The sequence below is a fragment of the Anaerostipes sp. AF04-45 genome (assembly GCF_003461725.1).
In the GTDB taxonomy this organism is placed as follows: domain Bacteria; phylum Bacillota; class Clostridia; order Lachnospirales; family Lachnospiraceae; genus Anaerostipes; species Anaerostipes caccae.
This window is the reverse complement of sequence record NZ_QTXQ01000004.1, coordinates 1-19,593: the sequence shown is the minus strand read 5'-3', so window position 1 is coordinate 19,593 and position 19,593 is coordinate 1. Positions and strand designations below refer to the sequence as shown.

21 protein-coding genes and 1 pseudogene are annotated in these 19,593 nt (G+C 44.5%); 2 read left to right on the top strand and 20 right to left on the bottom strand.

The genetic code is table 11. The annotated features are described in order from the left end of the window. Window positions 1–2: 2 nt before the first annotated feature. The 10 genes from DWV34_RS06920 to DWV34_RS06880 form a co-directional block, all read right to left on the bottom strand. Window positions 3–2,441: an ABC transporter permease gene (locus tag DWV34_RS06920; RefSeq protein ID WP_118475808.1), complete on the bottom strand. Its 2,439-nt coding sequence runs from the start codon at window positions 2,439–2,441 to the stop codon at window positions 3–5. After that, window positions 2,442–3,116: an ABC transporter ATP-binding protein gene (locus DWV34_RS06915; protein ID WP_006566676.1), complete on the bottom strand. Its 675-nt coding sequence runs from the start codon at window positions 3,114–3,116 to the stop codon at window positions 2,442–2,444. 78 nt (window positions 3,117–3,194) lie between these two features. Beyond that, the gene (locus tag DWV34_RS06910) at window positions 3,195–4,439 is read right to left on the bottom strand and encodes a sensor histidine kinase (RefSeq protein ID WP_006566675.1); all 1,245 of its coding nucleotides are present in this window, start codon (window positions 4,437–4,439) and stop codon (window positions 3,195–3,197) included. Beyond that, window positions 4,436–5,128: a response regulator transcription factor gene (locus DWV34_RS06905; RefSeq protein ID WP_006566674.1), complete on the bottom strand. Its 693-nt coding sequence runs from the start codon at window positions 5,126–5,128 to the stop codon at window positions 4,436–4,438. Before DWV34_RS06905 ends, DWV34_RS06910 begins: the two co-directional genes overlap by 4 nt. Window positions 5,129–5,157: 29 nt before the next feature. Next, the gene (locus DWV34_RS06900) at window positions 5,158–5,640 is read right to left on the bottom strand and encodes a GNAT family N-acetyltransferase (protein ID WP_022260786.1); all 483 of its coding nucleotides are present in this window, start codon (window positions 5,638–5,640) and stop codon (window positions 5,158–5,160) included. A 67-nt stretch (window positions 5,641–5,707) separates the two neighbouring features. Beyond that, window positions 5,708–5,971 carry a DUF1294 domain-containing protein gene (locus tag DWV34_RS06895; RefSeq protein ID WP_006566672.1) on the bottom strand — a complete coding sequence of 88 codons (264 nt, stop codon included), beginning with the start codon at window positions 5,969–5,971 and terminating at the stop codon, window positions 5,708–5,710. Between the two features lie 256 nt (window positions 5,972–6,227). Beyond that, window positions 6,228–6,785: a collagen-like protein gene (locus DWV34_RS06890; protein ID WP_225103685.1), complete on the bottom strand. Its 558-nt coding sequence runs from the start codon at window positions 6,783–6,785 to the stop codon at window positions 6,228–6,230. Beyond that, complete coding sequence (locus tag DWV34_RS17930) at window positions 6,728–7,081, bottom strand: hypothetical protein (protein ID WP_267901014.1); 354 nt, start codon at window positions 7,079–7,081, stop codon at window positions 6,728–6,730. The genes DWV34_RS06890 and DWV34_RS17930 overlap by 58 nt, the downstream gene beginning before the upstream one ends. A 215-nt stretch (window positions 7,082–7,296) precedes the next feature. Then, window positions 7,297–7,779 carry a cyclophilin-like fold protein gene (locus DWV34_RS06885; protein WP_006566668.1) on the bottom strand — a complete coding sequence of 161 codons (483 nt, stop codon included), beginning with the start codon at window positions 7,777–7,779 and terminating at the stop codon, window positions 7,297–7,299. Further along, a complete protein-coding gene (locus tag DWV34_RS06880; RefSeq protein WP_009289451.1) occupies window positions 7,763–8,386 on the bottom strand; it encodes a DapH/DapD/GlmU-related protein in 624 nt (207 codons plus the stop codon). The genes DWV34_RS06885 and DWV34_RS06880 overlap by 17 nt, the downstream gene beginning before the upstream one ends. Before the next feature lie 166 nt (window positions 8,387–8,552). On the opposite strand from DWV34_RS06880, the gene DWV34_RS06875 reads away from it, so the two are divergent. Beyond that, entirely contained in the window at window positions 8,553–9,443 is an 891-nt protein-coding gene (locus DWV34_RS06875; RefSeq protein ID WP_118475806.1) for a LysR family transcriptional regulator, read from the top strand. A gap of 1 nt (window position 9,444) precedes the next feature. Here the strand turns inward: DWV34_RS06875 and DWV34_RS06870 are convergent, their stop codons facing one another. The 4 genes from DWV34_RS06870 to DWV34_RS06855 all read right to left on the bottom strand — a co-directional run bounded on the left by DWV34_RS06870 (window position 9,445) and on the right by DWV34_RS06855 (window position 13,301). Beyond that, a complete protein-coding gene (locus tag DWV34_RS06870; protein WP_009289448.1) occupies window positions 9,445–10,611 on the bottom strand; it encodes an iron-containing alcohol dehydrogenase in 1,167 nt (388 codons plus the stop codon). Window positions 10,612–10,634: 23 nt separating this feature from the next. Continuing rightward, on the bottom strand, window positions 10,635–11,774 hold the full coding sequence (locus tag DWV34_RS06865) for an aldo/keto reductase (RefSeq protein ID WP_039930394.1): 1,140 nt from the start codon (window positions 11,772–11,774) through the stop codon (window positions 10,635–10,637). Between the two features lie 314 nt (window positions 11,775–12,088). Next, window positions 12,089–12,529 (bottom strand): cupin domain-containing protein, encoded by a 441-nt coding sequence (locus DWV34_RS06860; RefSeq protein WP_006566662.1) that lies wholly within the window; start codon window positions 12,527–12,529, stop codon window positions 12,089–12,091. Further along, complete coding sequence (locus tag DWV34_RS06855) at window positions 12,513–13,301, bottom strand: carboxymuconolactone decarboxylase family protein (RefSeq protein WP_009289446.1); 789 nt, start codon at window positions 13,299–13,301, stop codon at window positions 12,513–12,515. The genes DWV34_RS06860 and DWV34_RS06855 overlap by 17 nt, the downstream gene beginning before the upstream one ends. Before the next feature lie 122 nt (window positions 13,302–13,423). On the opposite strand from DWV34_RS06855, the gene DWV34_RS06850 reads away from it, so the two are divergent. Continuing rightward, entirely contained in the window at window positions 13,424–14,311 is an 888-nt protein-coding gene (locus DWV34_RS06850) for a LysR family transcriptional regulator (RefSeq protein WP_009289445.1), read from the top strand. An 84-nt stretch (window positions 14,312–14,395) separates the two neighbouring features. Here the strand turns inward: DWV34_RS06850 and DWV34_RS06845 are convergent, their stop codons facing one another. The 6 genes and pseudogenes from DWV34_RS06845 to DWV34_RS06820 form a co-directional block, all read right to left on the bottom strand. Continuing rightward, window positions 14,396–14,878 carry a hypothetical protein gene (locus DWV34_RS06845; protein WP_009289444.1) on the bottom strand — a complete coding sequence of 161 codons (483 nt, stop codon included), beginning with the start codon at window positions 14,876–14,878 and terminating at the stop codon, window positions 14,396–14,398. 18 nt (window positions 14,879–14,896) lie between these two features. Further along, complete coding sequence (locus tag DWV34_RS06840) at window positions 14,897–15,403, bottom strand: GyrI-like domain-containing protein (protein WP_022260789.1); 507 nt, start codon at window positions 15,401–15,403, stop codon at window positions 14,897–14,899. 26 nt (window positions 15,404–15,429) lie between these two features. Next, the gene (locus DWV34_RS06835; protein ID WP_118475804.1) at window positions 15,430–16,296 is read right to left on the bottom strand and encodes an AraC family transcriptional regulator; all 867 of its coding nucleotides are present in this window, start codon (window positions 16,294–16,296) and stop codon (window positions 15,430–15,432) included. Window positions 16,297–16,394: 98 nt separating this feature from the next. Further along, complete coding sequence (locus DWV34_RS06830) at window positions 16,395–16,652, bottom strand: DUF3781 domain-containing protein (RefSeq protein ID WP_118475802.1); 258 nt, start codon at window positions 16,650–16,652, stop codon at window positions 16,395–16,397. Next, window positions 16,653–18,920, bottom strand: coding sequence for an ATP-binding cassette domain-containing protein (locus DWV34_RS06825; RefSeq protein WP_118475800.1), 2,268 nt, complete (start codon window positions 18,918–18,920; stop codon window positions 16,653–16,655). 208 nt (window positions 18,921–19,128) lie between these two features. Further along, a pseudogene (locus tag DWV34_RS06820) lies at window positions 19,129–19,491 on the bottom strand (InlB B-repeat-containing protein); the annotation flags it as partial. Window positions 19,492–19,593: the final 102 nt, after the last annotated feature.

Genomic DNA, 19,593 nt, shown 5'->3' with positions numbered 1-19,593 from the left:
AATTATTCTTCGTATCTGATCCTTTCAACAAGAGAATCCTTCTGCAGTTTTCTGCTCATAAATGCGGACAGAATGATCTGCAGCATCAGAAGGATGCCTGCCATCACAAGGATCTCGGCCATAGGAAAATGATAGTCATTAATACCGATCATTCCGGTATCCTTACATTTCAGGAACAGCATGTATCCGGCGGCATTTCCAAAGGTAAACGATATCAGCAGAGTCCCCGCCGTAAAAATCAGCCCTTCCATCTGGAGCATTCTGGCCAGCTGCCGATTGGTCATACCCAATGCCTGCAGGATTCCCAGTTCTTTTTTCCGGGTAACAATGCTTGTGATCAGTGTATTGGCCATATTCATGAATCCAATGATCCCAATGACAAACAGCAGGGCATATAAAGAGTCCCTGAGAAGCCCGATGCCAAGCTGCGCAGTGCGGTATGCATCATCGTAAGAGAGCAGGTCATAAAACTCGCTGCCTCCTGTCAGATTCCTCAGCTGTTTTTCCACTGCCGTCTTTTTTTCCGGAAGGCAGGAAATATAAATTTCGCTGGTCAGATTCCCTTTCACGCGGAGTTTCTTAAATGTCTCCTCTGTCATAGCCCAGCTGGCTTCCAAATGTGCATTTGCAGAACCGGTGATTTTTAAAGTAAGCGGCACTTTTCTCTCTCCGTCCAGCAGATCCATAGATATCTTGTCTCCGATGTGATAGCCATTTTCATCGAAGAAGTGATCCCAAAGATAGACGGTTCCGCTTTCTTTTACTAATTGCTCATAGTCCGCACTGCCGCGCTCTAATCCGCTTTTTACAAAAGCATTAAAATCCTTTTTGGATAAGATCTGAATGACTGAAGTTCCTTCTTCTTCGTTACCACGGACTTTTACTGCGGCCCATTTACCAGTTTCTACTCTTGTAACACCATCGATCTTTTTGATCTTCTCTACTACCGAAGCATTCATGAGTCCCTGTTCCTGGACCCGGTTCAGATTTTTCTCCGGATAGGTTTTATCATCCAGTTTCGTATCCAGTGTCAGATAAAAGTCCCCTTTTTTCACATCTTTTTTAGCCTCATAGGCCGGATCCATATTGCCGCACAGATTAGCGATGGTGACGAACATTACACAGCTCAGCCCCATAGTAAGGATGGTCATCAATGTCCGTTTCCGGTTGCTTGACAAATTTGCCCTGGTAAGACCGATCAGCTTTACCTGCCTGCATCCTTTCCTCTTCTGTTTCTTTTTCCCGGTGTTTTCCTGATACCGCACCGCTTCCACCGGAGACACTTTGGCTGCAATCTGCATCGGCCGTTTCACGGAAAGACAGACGGTAATCAGCGAAAGGATCCCTGCTCCGGCCAAAACAGGTATGCTGAACAGCTGAGTATTTGCGATCGCTTCGTTGATGGACTCGTTTACACTGCTGAACCCGGCAATCTTCGTAAAAAACAGATCTGTTCCAAAATAACCCACAATCAGTCCAACAGGTATACTGATGCCGGACAATATCATGCCTTCCCGGAAGATCATCTGTTTCATCTGCTTCTTCGTCATTCCTATGGCCCGCAGTTTCCCGTATTCCTGTACTTTCTGTATCATACCGACATAGAAAATATTGTAGATCACAACGATGCTGAATAAGATGACAACCGCCGCAATAAATACTCCCGCAGCCACGGTTTCTGCCCCCGGGTCCGTATCCCACATAATAAAAATCGTATTGAGAGAAACATTTTTTTCAGGGATGGAAAGTTTCTCTGCCAGCTGATTGATACTTTCCTTCAGCCCGTTTTCTGTGACTTTGTCTGCCTTCTTCATCTTTACACAGAGCGTATAGGATCTTTGTTCCACAGGGACAGCCTTTTCAAAAAATTCTTTTGATACTACGGCCCCGTATGCCTGCTTCAGATCATTCATTTCACTGTCAGGCAGAAAGCCGGTAATTGTGAATTTTTTTCTCAGTACGGTTCCTTCCCCATTGATCCGGTAAGGAACTGTGACCGTGTCTCCTATCTTAGGTTTCTTTTTCATCAGCTTCTTAAAAAATGATTTCTGAACCATGATCTCATTTTCCCCGGTGGGAATTCTGCTCTGGCCGGTCATCTTTAAGTTCGACATTGCCCGGGCATTCTGGTCATAGTAGGAAAGTACGCCGCTGGCTTTCCCCAGCTCAACCGTGGCTACAGAGGACATGGAGCCTGTCTTTTCAATCTCGCCTCTGACGGAAATTTCCTGCTTCTTTTCTTCACTGATTCCGGTAAATGCGGCATGAAAATCTCCATAGAGGACAGAGCTGTTGTGACTGTTCATTTTCATTATTCCATTGCAGCTTAAACCGATGATCGTTAAGAGAGCCGTCGTCAGCATAATGGAAATCCCGATGAGGATACTTCTGCTTCTGGTCTGCGTTAAATTCTTTTTCGACAACTGTGTGACTGCTTTCATTTAATCCACCACCTTGCCGTCTTCGATCAGGATAATACGGTCAGCCATCTGTGCAATCTCCTCATCATGGGTAATCATAACCAATGTCTGTCCATATTTCCTGGCCGTCATTTTTAAGAGGGAAATTACCTCATCCCCGGTCTTTGTGTCCAGATTTCCGGTCGGTTCGTCCGCCAGTATGATATCAGGCTTTGACGCAATCGCTCTGGCAATGGCAACTCTCTGCTGCTGGCCGCCGGAAAGCGTATTGGGAAGATTGTGCTTCTTCTCTTCGATACCCAGTGTACACAAAATCTCATTCACGAATGCCTCATTCACGTTTCTTCCATCCAGCCCAATGGGAAGAACGATGTTTTCCCACACATTCAGGGAAGAAATCAAGTTAAAGGACTGAAAGATAAATCCGATCTTTCTTCTCCGGAAAACAGCTACCTCTTCTTCCTTCATACAGCTGATGTCCTTATCTCCGATCAGGATCTTTCCTTTTGTAGGGCAGTCCAGTCCTCCAAGCATATGAAGAAGTGTACTTTTTCCCGAACCGCTCTTTCCTACAATCGCAGCAAATTCACCCTGATAGATTTGGAGGGATGTGTGGTCGATAGCACGCACCTCATTTTCTCCGCTGCCATAATATTTACATAAATCCTTTGTCTCTAGAATAACTGTATTCTGCATTTTTTCATACCTCCTGTTCTTACTGTCTATGATAAATGCCTCCTCTTACATTCATCTTTCAATCCAAAAGAAAAAGCCTTACAAATCTGTAAGACTTACATGTATCGTAAAAATACTTCCCTGCTTCCCCGCAGAAACAGAAACAGACCCTCCCTGTGCCTCCAGGATACTTCTGGTAAGATAAAGACCGACTCCGGATCCATCCGCCTCTTTTACCTGCGGCGCTGTTCCCCGATAGAACCGCTGAAAAATCTTGGTATAGTCTCTGCTGTCAATTCCGATCCCCTGATCCTCAATTTCTATCCTCAAAAAACTGGTCCGTTTCATCATGCGGATCTGGATACACGTATCCCTTCCGCTGTACTTCACTGCATTTTCCAAAATATTTGCAATCGCTTCTCTGGTCCAGTGGGGATCATGGGGGATTGCCATATCCGCAGCCTCATCGCTGTTTTTCACCACTTCTATCTCGATATTCTTCTCCTGGGCCTTCACATACACGCTGCTGACCGCCTGTGCGATGGTATCCATGATAGGTGCCTGAATCTTTTTCACTGAGATCATGCCTGTTTCCATTCTGGAAATATTAATAAGGGCTTTTGTGAGACTGTCCAGGCGCTGGGTCTGCCCCACTGCCTGTCCGAGAAACTCTTTCTCCTCTTCCTTTGACAGATCTTCTTCCGCTAAAAGCTCCAGACACATTTTCAGGGATGCCACAGGTGTTTTCAGCTGATGGGATATGTCAGTTACCAGGGACTTTGTGGTTTCCTTTTCGTCCTGGATTTTCTTCTCCTGCACTTCCAAACGTTTTCCAAGGGAGTTGAGCCTGCTGAACAGTCTGCTTTTCATCCCCTCTTCCTCACGATAAGCGACCTGATAATGTCCTGTATAAAATTGTTCAATGACGCTCCCGAATTGTTCGAATTCCTGCTCTTTTCTTCTGACGGCCTCTCTCATTCGGATATATGCAGCCGCTGTGATCAAAAGGTACGCACCTAAAAAAACTCCTCCGGAACGGACGATGTACTGCACCATGCGGCTTTGATACCTTGCTTTCATCTCTTCTTCAAAACCTGCCCTGGCATAAACCTGTCTTCCCTTTTTCTGCAGTGCTTTTTCTTCTTCTCCCTGAAAGATATGATACAATATCTCTTCCTGAGTCTTTCCATCTTCCATCATTCCTGCCGTTTCCAGCTGCTGCTTTTCTTCCCGGATCAGCTTTCTGTTTTCTGAAAATAATCCATATCCAAAGATACATAAGAAAATAGCTGCTGTACAGACAGAAAATCTGACCCAGCCGATCTTTTCCCTCTTTCCAATCAATTTCCGGTACACTCCTTATCCCATAAATATCCGATCCCCCGTATATTTTTAATATACTCCGGTTTGGACGGATCTGGCTCAATCTTTTCCCTGAGCCTTCTGATGTTGACTGCTACCGTGTTTTCATCGGCAAACTCGCCGTCCATGTCAAACATCTGCTCTAAAAGCTGGCCTTTGGAAAACACCTGCCTTGGATGGGAGATAAACAAAAGCAGCAGTTTCCATTCATTTTTGGTAAGGCTTCTCTCTTCTCCCGATACCATGACCTTCATCTCTGTCTTATGGACACAGACTTTCCCGGATTCTATCTTTTCCTCTTTTACATCCATCCGGGCAAATACCGCGTGTATCTTCGAGATGAGAACGGCAAGACTGAATGGTTTTACCACATAGTCATCCGCCCCCGCCTCATATCCCATGACAATGTCGATCTCCTGATCCATGGCAGTCAGGAACATGAAACGCACATTGCTGATCCTGCGTATTTCTCTGCAGAAATCCAATCCACTTCCGTCTTCCAGCGTTATATCACAGATGACCAGATCAATCTCACTGTTATTCCATAGTCTCATGCCTTCCTGAATCCCCGCACAGGCCAGGACCTCATATCCTTCTTTTTCTAATTTAAAGCATATGCCGCGTCTCAGGCTCTCATCGTCTTCCAGCAGCAGGATTCTGCCTTTCATCATGTCCTCAATCCTCCGTCTATGTATTTCTGTCAGTTTAGTTCATACTGCATAAAATTCTTATTTTTCCGAAACCCGAAGTCTTTATACAGTAAAACTCCCATATCCGATGCAGTCACATGAACAACACCGCATCCATAATTTCTCGCTTCATCGATTACTTTCTTTAATAGAACCCGTGCAATCCCTCTTCTTCTGTGCTTTTCCACTGTATACATACTGGATAGAATACCGATCTTTCCAGTTGGATTTTTATAATACGGAGGTTTCTCTGTAAATGACATTCCGCTGGCAGCCACGATTTCCTCACCGCACACTGCAAGCCATGAAATATACAGTCCGGTTTCTAAATTTCTCTCATAAAACTCTGTCAGATATGGTTTCAGCTCAAAATCAGCCTGTGCTCCTTCATCTTTCAGCTGTTGTACTCTCATCCGAACGACTGCCGGTATATCACATACGGTCATCCTCCGGTAAGAAATTCTTTTTGAAGAATACTCATCTAAATGTCTCATGTCCTCCTCCCTCCTGTTATTTTAGAACAAAAGTGTGCATCCTTTTTATTCCATAGGACGACCCTCCCTATGAAATAAAAAAGTATGTGTAAAGTCCCATCTGACACAAAAGAATGACCGGGATGCCATACATAAACACCGGCTTCCTTGTCTTATGCCGGAACATCCGCATAGCCAGCCAGGCTCCCACAGATCCTCCTGCTGCTGCCAGCAAAATCAATGTCTTTTCCGGAATCCTCCATCTGTTCTTTTTTGCCCTTTGCTTGTCACTCCCATATATAAAAAATGTAATTACATTTATAAAAACAAGACAGACGATAAATAATTTCATGAAAGCTCCTTTCCCTCCTCTAATTCAAAAAGTAAAAATCTTAGTTCATTATAACATAGTCCCATTTTCTGTGTTAGACCTTTCTTTTTTTGTCCTTTTCAGCATTGTCCTGACACAGACAGCTTTTGTCTGAACAGAATCTATCCCTTTTATTTTTACGAAGAGTAAGGTATCAGGGATGTCTCTTTTCAATACATCCAAATATTAGAAGAAACCGGCTGCTGTATGACAGCCGGCTTCTTTAAAGACCTTTTTTTTATGGCAATGGAGATAATCGTTCTACTGTAAGAGTAGCATTTGTCAATGAAGTCAGATCAAAGCCTGCGGCTCCGGTGGAATAAAACGCCAAATCAATTTGGCCGTCCAGGAATTCAATGACGCTTCCCTGCAAGATTGTGATATCATCTGCAGAAATTGTAGTGTATTGCAGCGTGGAGTCAATAAATCTGCCGTTTTGCCGCACTCCTGCCGAAATTGTCTGGCCTGCTGTTTCAGCCGGATCGATACGGATCATATAATTGATTTCATATTCGCCCGGCATATAAATTTGTATTTCATTTTGGCCCGCTCCAACATTAAAAGATGGCATATAATTGTTAAATTGTACCTGTTCCACCTGGTCACTGACAGAAAAATCAAATGATTGAACCATGTTGGAATAAAGACCGCCGAACGCAGTTTCCACTGCCTTACCATCTATTTCGACAGTGGCTGGATAATCATGCAAAAATATATTCAGATTTGGAGATATAAAGTTTAAATCCTCTCCAAACCTGATAGGTATGGGACCGCCGTTGCCATTAATATAAAACAAGACATCCCCCGGATTAAAGGTGCCTTCCGGCCCTTGTTCTCCCTGCGGACCTGGTTCTCCCTGCGGACCTGGTTCTCCCTGTGGACCCGGTTCTCCCTGCGGGCCCGGCATCCCCTGTGGGCCTGGTTCTCCCTGTGGACCCGGTTCTCCCTGCGGACCCGCTTCTCCCTGCGGACCTGGTTCTCCCTGTGGACCCGGTTCTCCCTGCGGACCCGCTTCTCCCTGCGGACCTGGTTCTCCCTGTGGACCCGGTTCTCCCTGCGGCCCTCGGTAGCATCTGCAATTACAGCAGTCACAGCAATTCTTTTGAAGTTTTTCGTTTTTACAGTTACTGCTTATATTCATATTATAATCCTTTCTATACGCATTTGAGAAACTATATTTGTATTAAATATGTAATATAAGTTTATGCCAAAAATGGCAGGCTGTTCTTGTTCAATGTCTTTCCTTGTTATGTAAGACCAGATGAAATTTCCATCAAAATACAACAATGCGCTCAAAAACAGCCGGCTCATTTGCTGTCTGATTTCGTCATTGCTTCGATCTTTACCTCACCTTTTAGATTTTTAATCTGATCTCTGCCCGACACCGTCTCCCCAAGTTCATACAGGCCGCTGGCACCTCTGCATTCTCCGTAAAAAACTGCGACGTCTCCCCAAGGAGCATAATAAGCGAGGATTCCTGCCGGTCCCTTTGCCGGCGGTGTACCCTCAGTTTCAAGTTTTTTGGGCGGATAGAAAATCTTTTCGTTGTCGCTGTAATTCTCTATCCGAACAGACAGGGGCAGCTGGTTATAGAGTGACTGCGCCGCCGGACTTCCATTCAGACTGACGATAATGTTCTGACCATTTTGGCTTTTTATCCTCAGATACTGTTCTATAAGGACTTTCTTTTCCTGACCAGAAGTGCTCTCCTTCGTCCGGCCCGCACGGCTGCAGCCCGCTAAAGATAAAATAAAGACTCCCGCAAGTAAAAGTTTATAAACCTTTTTCAATCGGATTTCTCCTTCCTTTCTCTATGGCTGAATAAATGGTCTTGATTGTCTTGGCTGGAATTCCGCCGACAACCGTATTTTCTGGAACATCTTCTGCTGCAACAGCGCCTGCTGCGACTACGGCACCGTCTCCAACCGTGACACCGGGAAGTATTACAGCGTTTGCGCCGATCCATACATTTTTTCCGATATGGATCGGCTTTGTATAAATATCCCCTCGGTTCTGAGGATGAAGTTCATGATTAATCGTAGCAAGGACTACATTATGTCCGATCAGAGCCCCGTCATCGATGGTAATTCCCCCCTGGTCCTGAAACCTGCAGCCGCTGTTAATAAAAACATTTTTGCCGATCGTGATATTCTTTCCGCAGTCTGTATAGAATGGCGGAAATATCCCGAAAGAGACGTCCACTGGCTTTCCTGTGAGTTTCATGAAAATCTCTCTTATTTCTTCTGGTGAGTGATAACTGCTGTTCATTTCAGCAGTCAGACGCAGGGCTTCCTGTGAAAGCATACACATATATTGATGTATTTCTGAGCCGGCAGTTACTGCCTTTCCACTGTTCACATAATTTATAAAATCTTCCAGTTCCATTTGATTGTTCATATCATCTTTTCTCCCTTATTTTTTTACTTATAGTATAATACTGATATTTTTACATAACAAATACTTATTATTAATACATTTGAATAGTTGAAACCTATATAAATCCATGTTAGACTAAATCCATTAACATGACTGCTGATTACAAATCAAATAAAGGAGGTCACACATGGAACTACGGGTACTGCATTACTTCCTGGCCATTGCACAGGAGCAGAGCATTGTACGCGCGGCAGAATCGCTGCATCTTTCACAGCCGACTCTCTCCACCCAGATTAAAAACATGGAAAAAGAATTAGGAAAACAGCTATTAATCCGTGGTACGAAAGGATCACGGAAAATAACACTTACGGAAGAAGGCATGATTTTAAGGAAACGTGCAGAAGAGATTCTTGATCTGGTAAAAAAGACCGAATGTGAGATCACTTCGGCCGATGACATTATTATGGGAGATATTTATATCGGAACAGGCGAGACCGATGGGGTCCGCCTCATTGCAAAGACTGCAGGAAAACTGCAGAAGATCTGTCCGGGAATCCATTTTCATATTTCCAGCGGCAATGCTACATTTGTGATGGAAAAACTCGATAAAGGGCTGCTCGATTTTGGAGTCGTTTTCGGCACTGTTGATTTGACAAAATACAATGCCCTCAAGCTCCCCGACAAAGATGTGTGGGGCGTACTCATGCGAAGGGATTCCCCCCTTGCATCAAAAAAAGAGATTACACCCGGGGATCTGCAGGACAAACCATTAATCCTGTCCCAGCAGGAGCACCGGGGCGGCAATTTCACACAGTGGTTTCAATGCCAGATGACGGATTTAAATATCGCTGCTACCTACAATCTCATCTATAATGCGTCTCTGCTTGTAGATGAAGGATTAGGATACGCCGTTGGTCTTGACAAGATCATCAACACCTCCTGCAGCAGTCTTTGCTTCCGTCCCCTGGCACCAAAGCTGGAAGAAGAAATGAGCATCATTTGGAAGAAACATCAAATCTTCTCCAGACCGGCCGAAAAATTTTTAAGCCTGTTGAAAGAATATTTAAACGGTATTTGAATCACATACTTTTTTTCAATATCGTTATGATATCATCATGTGTCAGAACCTTATATCCGCCTTCCATGACAAAGGTTCCGTCTGCAATGCCTGGAAGCATCTCTTCTGTCACACCGAGTTCCCGGATGTTCATGACAAGACCCAGCTCTTTCATATAGGATTCCATGCAGGAGAGTCCTTCTTCTGCAGTCTCTTCATCCGTCTTGCCGTCCGGGTTCACATCCCATACATTTACGGCATAGCGTTTGAACTTCTGAAGGCCGTAAGGCAGAAGAAAACGGTAGTACGGCAAAGATACGGCTGATAATGTCATTCCATGGGTGGCATTGGTATATGCGCCAATGGACTGTCCGATCATGTGCACTTCCCAGTCAGTCGTTTTCCCTTTTGCAACAAAGGTATTTAATGCCCATGTGGCAATCCACATAATATTGCTTCTGGCCTCATAGTCGGCAGGATTTTTTATGGCAGTCCGTGAGCTGTGGATCAGGGATTTTAAAAGTCCTTCCATAATGTAATCAGAGGTACTGTCATCCTCTCCTGAGAAATACTGCTCTAAAATATGAGACATGATGTCAAAAAATCCCGCTGTCATCTGATACTTCGGCAAAGTAAATGTAAATGTGGGATTCAGGATCGAAAACTTCGGAAATACATTTTCCCCGAAAACATGACCGATCTTTAACTTCGTCTCGTGATTGGTGATGACGGACCCGCCGTTCATCTCTGAACCTGTTCCGACCATAGTAAGGACACAGCCCACCGGGATGATTTCATTGTCCACGTTCTCCATGCGCAGATAGTATTTCTCCCATGGATCTTCTTCACAATGAACGGAAATGGACACTGCTTTGGCATAATCACAGACAGAACCGCCGCCAACAGCCAGGATAAGGTCTGCTTTATGTTCTCTGGCAATCTTTACGCCCTCGTATAACTTCTCTACCGTAGGATTGGGCATAACACCTCCGTCTTCAAATACATTTTTCCCGTTTGCCTTGAGAATCTCCATCACCTTATCATAGATCCCGTTTTTCTTGATGGAACCGCCTCCATAGGCAAGCTGTACATTTTTACCATACTTTGGAAGTTCCTCATTTAAATAATTTAAAGAATCCTCTCCAAAATATAATTTCGTCGGGTTTGAATAACTGAAATTTCCTAACATAATATTTCTCCTTCTTCTGTCTCTCACAGTCCTGCCGGCTGTTCAAGCTTTTGTGCAAAGTCCTTCATCGCCTCAGATATTTTCAGCATCTGCGGACAGACTGCCTCACAGCTTTTACATCCGATGCATGCATCCGGACGCTGATCCTTTGGCATGGCACCTACGGCCATCTGTGTAATAATTGTCATGTTGAAACGGCTCTCATTGTATAAGGAGAGCAACGTTGGGATATCCAGTTTTTTGGGACAGTGTGATGTACAGTAACGACAGGCAGTGCATGGAAGAATATCCAGCATACTGTCTGTAACTTCCATCAAAACCTTCATTTCTTCCTCTGTCAGCGGTTTTTCCTCTGCAAATGTAGCCGTATTTTCCATCAGCTGTTTCATATCGGACATACCGGAAAGTACCATGGTCACCCCCGGGATGGACTGTAAGAACCGGAATCCCCAGGCCGGAATCTCCTCATCCGTACGGCAGGCCTTCAGTTTCTCACTGTTTTCATCAGAAAGTAATGCCAGTTTTCCCCCTCTTAGCGGCTCCATAACCCAAATCGGAATCTCATATTCATTGAGCAGTTCCACCTTGGCTTTTGCGTCCTGAAGCTTCCAGTCCAGATAATTCAGCTGGATCTGGCAAAATTCCAGGTCATCGCCGTATGTATCCAGAAAACGTTTTAACGTATCATACCGTCCATGGCAGGAGAATCCCAGATGCCTGATTCTACCGGCTTCTTTCTGCTTTTTAAGATATTCCATAATGCCGTATTTTTCATCCATATAGGGATCTATATTTTTTTCATACACATTGTGGAACAAATAGAAATCAAAATACTCCGTTCCGCATTTTTTCAGCTGTTCTTCAAAAATGCTCTCCACCTTATCCATATTTGACAGATCGTACCCAGGAAACTTATCGGCTAAATAATAGCTCTCCCGCGGATATCTGCCCAATACCTTACCCATGACAATCTCAGACTGCCCGTCGTGATAGCCATATGCAGTATCAAAATAATTGATCCCATGGTCCAGCGCATAATCTACCATCTTTGCAGTCTGCTCTTCATCAATCCGCCCATCTGAATCACCATTCATAATTGGAAGGCGCATTGCACCCAGCCCCAGGGCAGACAGCTTCTTGTCTTTAAAATCTTTATAAATCATACAAATCCTCCTTACATCTTTCACATCGAGTTCATTCTTTATGTATCCCATATATAAAGAATACTCCTTGTAGTTAACTCCAAGTCAAGAAAAATTTTGTAAAAAACCTGTAAAATATAATATTAAATTCGTGTTTCACCAACTAAATTCATGAATGATGATTTTAATGTTACGCTTATAATAGCGGCTGTTTTTACAGCAGCCGCCATTCTTTCATAAATCATTTTTTATTTTCAGTAGTTTCTGCATACTCACAGACTGCTGCCACACCACAGTTTTCAATTTCTATAGAACTGTCTATCAGCAAATCATAGTTATGAACATTTCCCGTACTCTTCTTCAGAAACCGGCTCACACCACTCATTCCTGCAGTCAGTTCCAGGTACCTCCAATGCTATGTGGCTGAACCACGAATCTTTCTTTGCGCCGTGCCAATGTTTCACTTCCGGCCTTATATTGATGACGGTTCCAGGTGTCAGACTTACCGCCTCCTTCCCTTCCTCCTGATACCACCCTTCACCGGCGGTACAGATCAGCATCTGCCCGCCGCCGGTCGCTGCATGGTGGATATGCCAGTTGTTGCGGCATCCCGGTTCAAAAGTAACATTGGCTGCAAAGATTCCCCCATGCTCCTGGGAGTTATTAAGTACATTTAAAAAAGATTCCCCGCTGAAATACTGCGCAAATCCATCGTTAGGCTCACCCTGCCCAAATACATTGATCTCGTCAAAGTCCTTTTTATCTCTTATCTTCATTGATATTCATCCCCTTTTCCTGTTTCTCTGCCGCTGCATTCACACAGCTTAATGCGTTCAAACTCCTTGGGTATCCAATATACGGCAGACACTGAGAAATTATCCTGATTAAAAACTCCTTGTCATTTCCAATCTTCATATTAGCCGCCGCATGGCTGGTAAGCTGAGGCTCACATCCGCCCTGTGCCGCCAGAAAACAAAATGTGATCATCTCCCTTTGTTTGTAGTCAAGCCCGGTTCTCGTGTAATAATCACCAAAACAGTTTGCGGCCAGCCAACGATTGATATGCCTGCTCTCCTGAGGCCCTGACTGCCAAAAATCCCGCATTCCTTCCCCAAAGATCTCCACTTGTACCCGTGTCCCTGTCTCCCTGCGGTTCTCCATCGTGCTGACTGCCTGTCCTTCCAGTGGAAGGGATACCCCTTTTTCTGTCAGCACTTCATTGGTAATCTTTAAAAACGAAAGGACTCTGCCCATTCCCAAATATGCAGCTGCCTGATATACGATTTCTTTTACTTCCACGGGTGTAATCCCTATATTTACAGCCGCAGACAGTAATTCTCTGAACGCTTCTTCCCCCTGACAGCCCAAAAGTGCTGCCAAAACTGCCATAAATCCAATCTTGTCATCCAGTTTGGTCTCATTGACTACTTCACTAAAGGCAAAATGCTCAAAACGCTCCATAAACTCCGGGTCTGTTTCTAAAAGCTCAGAATCACGTCCCTGAAAGATTTTTTCTTTGTATTTTTTTATAGATTCTGTCATTTCCATCGTATTCCCTCACTTTCCTAATCCATCTTTCCTTCATTATATTTGCCATAAGCTTGACCTGGAATCTCCAGTACGTTACGATAGTATAAACTATATGTTTATACAATGAATGGAGGCACCCTATGTATAACAGTCTCTTAACAGCTTTTGTAACTGTGGCTGACTGCGGCAGTTTTACAAAAGCCGCAGAAATCCTGTACATCTCACCTACCGCCGTTATGAAACAGATCAATTCCCTGGAAAACCATCTGGACCTGAAGCTTACAAAACGGACACCCTCAGGGATTCGTCTGACGCCTGCCGGAGAGGTCATCTATAAAGACGCAAAGTTTTTATTCGATTTTTCTAAAAAATCAATTGCCAATGCCAGACAGGCCATGTACTGTACGGACCGCACATTCTATGTGGGAACCTCCCTTTTAAACCCTGCAAAACCCTTTATGGATTTGTGGTACCGCGTAAATGAAGATTTTCCTGGTTATAAACTGCATCTTGTTCCTTTTGACGATGACCACAAAGGCATTCTCTCAGAAATATCACAATTAGGAGAAAAATTTGATGTCCTGATCGGTGTTTGTGATTCTAAGATATGGCTGAATAAATGTCATATGCTTCCTCTCGGAAGATATAAAAAGATGTGTGCAGTCTCAAGGGAACACCGTCTTGCGAAGAAAGAGAAGCTGAAAATCATGGATTTATACGGTGAAAGACTCATGATGGTAAAACACGGTGACTCCGATACCAATGATCATATCAGAGATGATCTTAAGAAACATCATCCTCAGATACAGATAGAAGACACCCCGCATTTTTATGATATGTCCGTGTTTAACCGGTGCGCCGAGACCGGAAATATACTGTTATCCCTGGAATGCTGGCAGGATGTTCATCCTGGGTTAGTGACCATTCCCGTAGAGTGGGAATACAGTATATCCTATGGGCTGTTATATTCACTGAACCCTGCTGATCATGTGCTGCGGCTGGTTAGAACGTTAGAACAGATAAAATAAAAGAGTTTACAGAAGCCATAAAAGCTTCCATAAACTCTCTAAAACAATATAAATATTCTTTTGGACGGGTTTTGCAATTTATTTTTACGGTGTGTTCCTGCGTGCCTGAACCTCACTCAGAAGCAGCTTTTCTATATAAGTGTGGTTCTGCGGGTAAATCAAAAACATAAAAGCGCTGCTGCGGCATTTCTGGCAGTGCTCGCCCTTCAGCCAAAAATCATATCCCATAGAACATCTTGGGTTACAGGAATCCGGATCTTTCATCCGTTTACAGGGTGGTGCAGAAAGAACGGCCTGTACCATTTCTTCAGGAAACGTATCCAGAACCTCTGTGTACTGATTCACATGTGCTCCGTAAATCCGAACAAGCATACCCTTTTTGCGAAACACATAATTTGCGGCGGTTTTCTTATCAAAACTGTAAGAAACCACATACCCGCTCCTGGCAGTCTTTATGTCAATTCTGCATCCCCGCTCCATTAATTTCTCATGAAGTTTCCTGACAAAATCCTGATTTTCTTCCGGAACAGTAACAATAAAATCTTTAAACTCAGCTTTTTGACTCATATTGGGATCCTCCCTACCCTAGTTCGTCTTTTCCTTCACCGCAATCCAGACTTCAACTTGTCCGTCCTGACCATAAAATTCGATGTCCGGCGCCCCGGATTTCATTTTGCCGGTAATATATCCTTTATTTAACGGTTTATATTTTGATTTTGGAAGCCATTTTGTAATTGCCTGTGCTTCTGTTTTTCCTATGGTTTCCACCGTACATGGAAACACTGCCCACGTCATCGCCGGTACGGTATATTCGGCAAAACCATGTTCTGTATCTTTGCTGCTTGAGACAGCGATCATATAATGAAATTTTCTGGAATCTGTTTTATCAGTGTTGTAAATATTGACGCCAAGCAGTCCGCCCGGCTCCTGATCTGACAAATCTAACAATGACGCTTCCAGGTTATCTTCTTTAAACTCAGACCAATGCATGGGGATATCTTTTCTTCCCCCGCCTTTTTTATTTGTCGTCTCAATCAAACTTCCGACAACACGAAAGCTGTCCCTTTTCTCTATACGGAAAGGTAAATCCATATATGTGTCCTCCCATTTTTGTCTGTTTACTGTTCTCCGTCCAGGATCGGTATCCATATCTGGCTCAGATAATTCTTATCATAAAAGTTCCCGCTGCTGTACCACTCCAGTTCCGGGCACTTTGCATGCCGGAACGGATATTTCACCAGCCATTCTTCCTCCAAATACTTCCACCCGCTGTGTATGGCCTGGGGCACAGGGCCGCTTAAATCAAACACCGCCCATGAAGTCTCCGGAATTAAAAATTCACCGTATCCTTCCGGCACTTCCCCGTCTGTGGCTGCCATGATGGAATATTGCATTTCGTTTCGGCTTTCCTCCACATTGTGAAAAAGACCAAACAGCCCCGACGGCTCTCCTTTATCCATGGAAATCAGGCAAGAAAAAACACCGTTTCTCTGACATTCACTCCAAAACTCCAATATTTTGGACGACTTTTCTTCGTCGTCACAGAAAAACCGGATACTTTTACCTATGAGCCGGAAAGCCGGTTTCTGTTCCACCCTCCATGTATACTCCTGTTTCACTGAAACCTGCATTTTAGGCACAACTTTAAGTTTGGTCTTGCTGATCCGTGCTTCTTTCGGTGAAACACCATGAAACTGCTGAAACGCTCTTGTAAAGGAAGTCGGAGAATCATATCCGTACAGATAGCTAACATCGACGACTCTTTGATCGGTACTTTTCAAATCATATCCTGCCAGAGTAAGCTTCCTGGAGCGGACATACTCCGCAAAGCTGATGCCGTTCATATAAGAAAATACCTTCTGAAAAAATCCAAAGGAGCACTCCGCGATTTTGGATATCTCACCGGGATCAATCGGTTCCTGTACCCGCTGAAGGTGATGTTCTACATAGTCGATAATCATCTGCAGTTTTTCATTCCATTCCATGATTTCTCACCTCTCTCTTCACTACGTCATTATAATTCATATGAAGAAAAGATTCCTCTCTTTACAGGTACTGTTCGGATAGACTGCATGTCAATCGTTTAATTTTTTTCTATATGCGCCGTGATAATCGTGTAACTGTGCGCATTGATCGTTATAATACAGCCGTCTGCTTTTACATACCAATTTTTCCCGTTTCTTGTAATTACAGCATCAGGAGATATAATTTTAGATTTGCACCATTCAGCCGGATGATCTGTGTCCAGAGAAAGGTTTCTTTTGATCCGTTCTGCACCTAAATCAGTTGTATGGATTCTGTCTATGTTTGCTTTTAATTCTCTGCTTTCGTTCATTTTCATCTAAAACTCTTCTTCTCCTCCGTCTGCCTGTGTGCATGATGCGCGAAGGCTGTCAGCCGTAAGTGTTTTTGCACTCTTTATCATATCCGCCGGTGTCCCTTCATATACAACTTCGCCGCCATGTTTTCCTCCGTCGGGTCCGATATCTATGATCCAGTCCGCCTGCTTCATCACATCCAGATTGTGCTCAATCACTACCAGGGTATTTCCCCTGGACACAAGCATGTCAAATAACTTTAACAGCTTCTGGATATCAGACATGTGCAGTCCCGTGGTTGGCTCATCCATGATGATAATGCCGCCCTTTTTTCCAAGATTTTTTGCCAATTTGATTCTCTGGCGCTCTCCTCCGGACAGCGTACTGAGCGGCTGTCCCAATGTCAGATAGGATAATCCCACCTGTTCCATCACATGAAGCTTCTTCAGTATTTTTGCGTCTTCAAACACCTCCATAGCCTGGGAAGCTGTCAGCCCCAGCAGCTCCACAATATTTCTTCCCTTATAGGTGCAGGCAAGCGCCTCCTCGTTATATCTCATTCCGCCGCAGGCTTCACACTCGGTGATAATCGGGTCCATGAAAGCCAGTTCGGTCACGATGACACCCTTTCCGCCGCACACCGGACAGGCTCCTGTGGAATTAAAGCTGAACAGTCCGTCCGGTTTCCCGTTTTCTTTTGCCAGCAGTTTTCGGACGGCGTCGAAAAATCCCAGATAAGAAGCCGGAGTAGACCTGCTGGTCGCCGTGATCGGGCCCTGATCAACCATTACAACGCTGTTCTCGTACTGAGCGGCAAATACCTTGGAGATCAGAGTACTCTTTCCGGAACCCGCCACTCCGGTCACAACGGTCATAATACCCTTAGGAATGTCCACATCTATGTGTTTTAAATTATGGAGACAGGCTCCCCGAACCGGAAAACTGCCCGCAGAAAGCCGCGGTTTCTGCTTGACCGGAAGAGACTGGCGCATAGCTTTTCCCGTTAAGGTCTCTGAATTTAAAAGATCTTCATAACTTCCCGCAAAAACAATTTCTCCGCCGTTTGATCCCGCCTGAGGACCCACGTCGATCACATAGTCAGCAATCGAGATCACATCCTTGTCATGCTCTACCACAAGAACTGTATTCCCCTTGTCCCGAAGCTGCTTTAACAGTTTGTTCATGCGGCAGACGTCACGGGGATGCATCCCGGCACTTGGCTCATCAAAAATATAAGTCAGCCCGGTCAGACTGCTGCCCATATAACGGACCAGTTTAAGTCTCTGTGCCTCCCCGCCGGATAGTGACGGTGTTTCCCTGTTCAGATGAAGATACTCAAGTCCGATCTCAATCATTCTGTCCAGTCCTTCTATGAGCGTCTGCACCAGCACTCCCACTGCCTGATCTGTTATCTGTGACAGGGCTTCTTTCAGCTGGGGCAGCTCCATCTCACACATATCAGCGATAGAATATCCATTGATTTTACAGCTTAATGCCGCATCATTCAGCCGTTTTCCATGGCAGTCACTGCATTCCATCTCCGCGATCAGATTTTGAGACTTTTCCTGTGTGTGTCTGCTTTTACTGCTGATATCCCGATTCAGGAGTGTTTTCGTATATTTATGATAGATCCCGGTAATTTTCGGATTTTCCGGTTCACCTCTTCCGTCTCTGGAGCCATACATAAGAAGATTGTATTCTTCTCTGGAATAATCTTTGATCGGTTTATCAAGGTCAAACAGACCGGACCCGGCATACTGTCTCCAATACCAGGAACCACGTCGGTAAAGAGAATCTTTGATACAACCCTCATTCCACGACTTCTCAGGATCTATCAGAGCTTTGATATCCACCTTTGTAATTTTTCCAAGGCCCGAACAAGTTTTGCACATCCCGTTTGGATCATTAAATGAAAAATAGGAGGCTGTGCCCGCATATGGTTTTCCTATTCTTGAGAACAAAAGACGCAGGCTGGAATACAGTCCGCTGATGGTCCCTACCGTTGAACGTGCATTTCCACCCAGCGGGGACTGATCTATGACAACAGATGCTGTCAGATTGTCGATCCTCTCCGCTGCCGGTTTTGGATGCTTAGGCAGTCTCGACCGCACAAACGCCGGGTAGGTAGCATTCATCTGCCGCTGTGACTCCGCTGCAAGGGTGTCAAAGACGATACTGGATTTTCCGGAACCGGACACTCCGGTAAAGACTGTGATCTTTTCTTTTGGAATTCTGAATGAAACATGTTTTAAATTATTTTGGGTAAGTCCCTGTACAATGATATCTGACATCTGTTATTCATACCTCTCTTCATTTTTGTATGATGTATACCTTCAATATAAGGAAGGTGCCGGCTGTTTCCATGATATTATAAATTGTAAAATAATCATACTATAAGCGTCAAATTTATTCCTCTCTTTTCCTGCCTTCTTTTGCCAGCTTTCATAAAGCAAAAAGCCGGAAGCATTGATATCACATTCAAAGCTTCCGGCTCTTCTTTTATCTTCTCTTTTTCCTTATCCCCGCTGCAAGTCCGGTCAATGCTGCCCCGAACACCAGGATGAGGCACAAAATCTGTCTCTCATCTCCTGTTCTGCTGACACGCTTTCTTCTCACTCTTTTCTTATACTCCCATTCCGACACCGTCTTTTTCTGTTTTGGCTTTTTCGCAGTTGTAGGTGCCGCCGTAGTCTCCGTCCTGTCCGCTTCTTTCCACTTCGCCTTTAACTCTATATCTCCGTGAACCGGAGTCTTGAAATCCCACTTCACTTCGTTTCCGTCTTCCTCTGTATAATACCAGCCCTCAAACACATATCCCTCTTTTGCAGGGTCCCTCGGAGCTTCCGCACAGTCGCCTCCTTTGACCGTCTGTGTTTCCGGCTAGTAGTCTCCTCCGTCAGGATCAAAGGACACTCTGTGATCCCCGGTCAGCGTCACCTTTACTGTGGCTTTATTTCCGTCAGA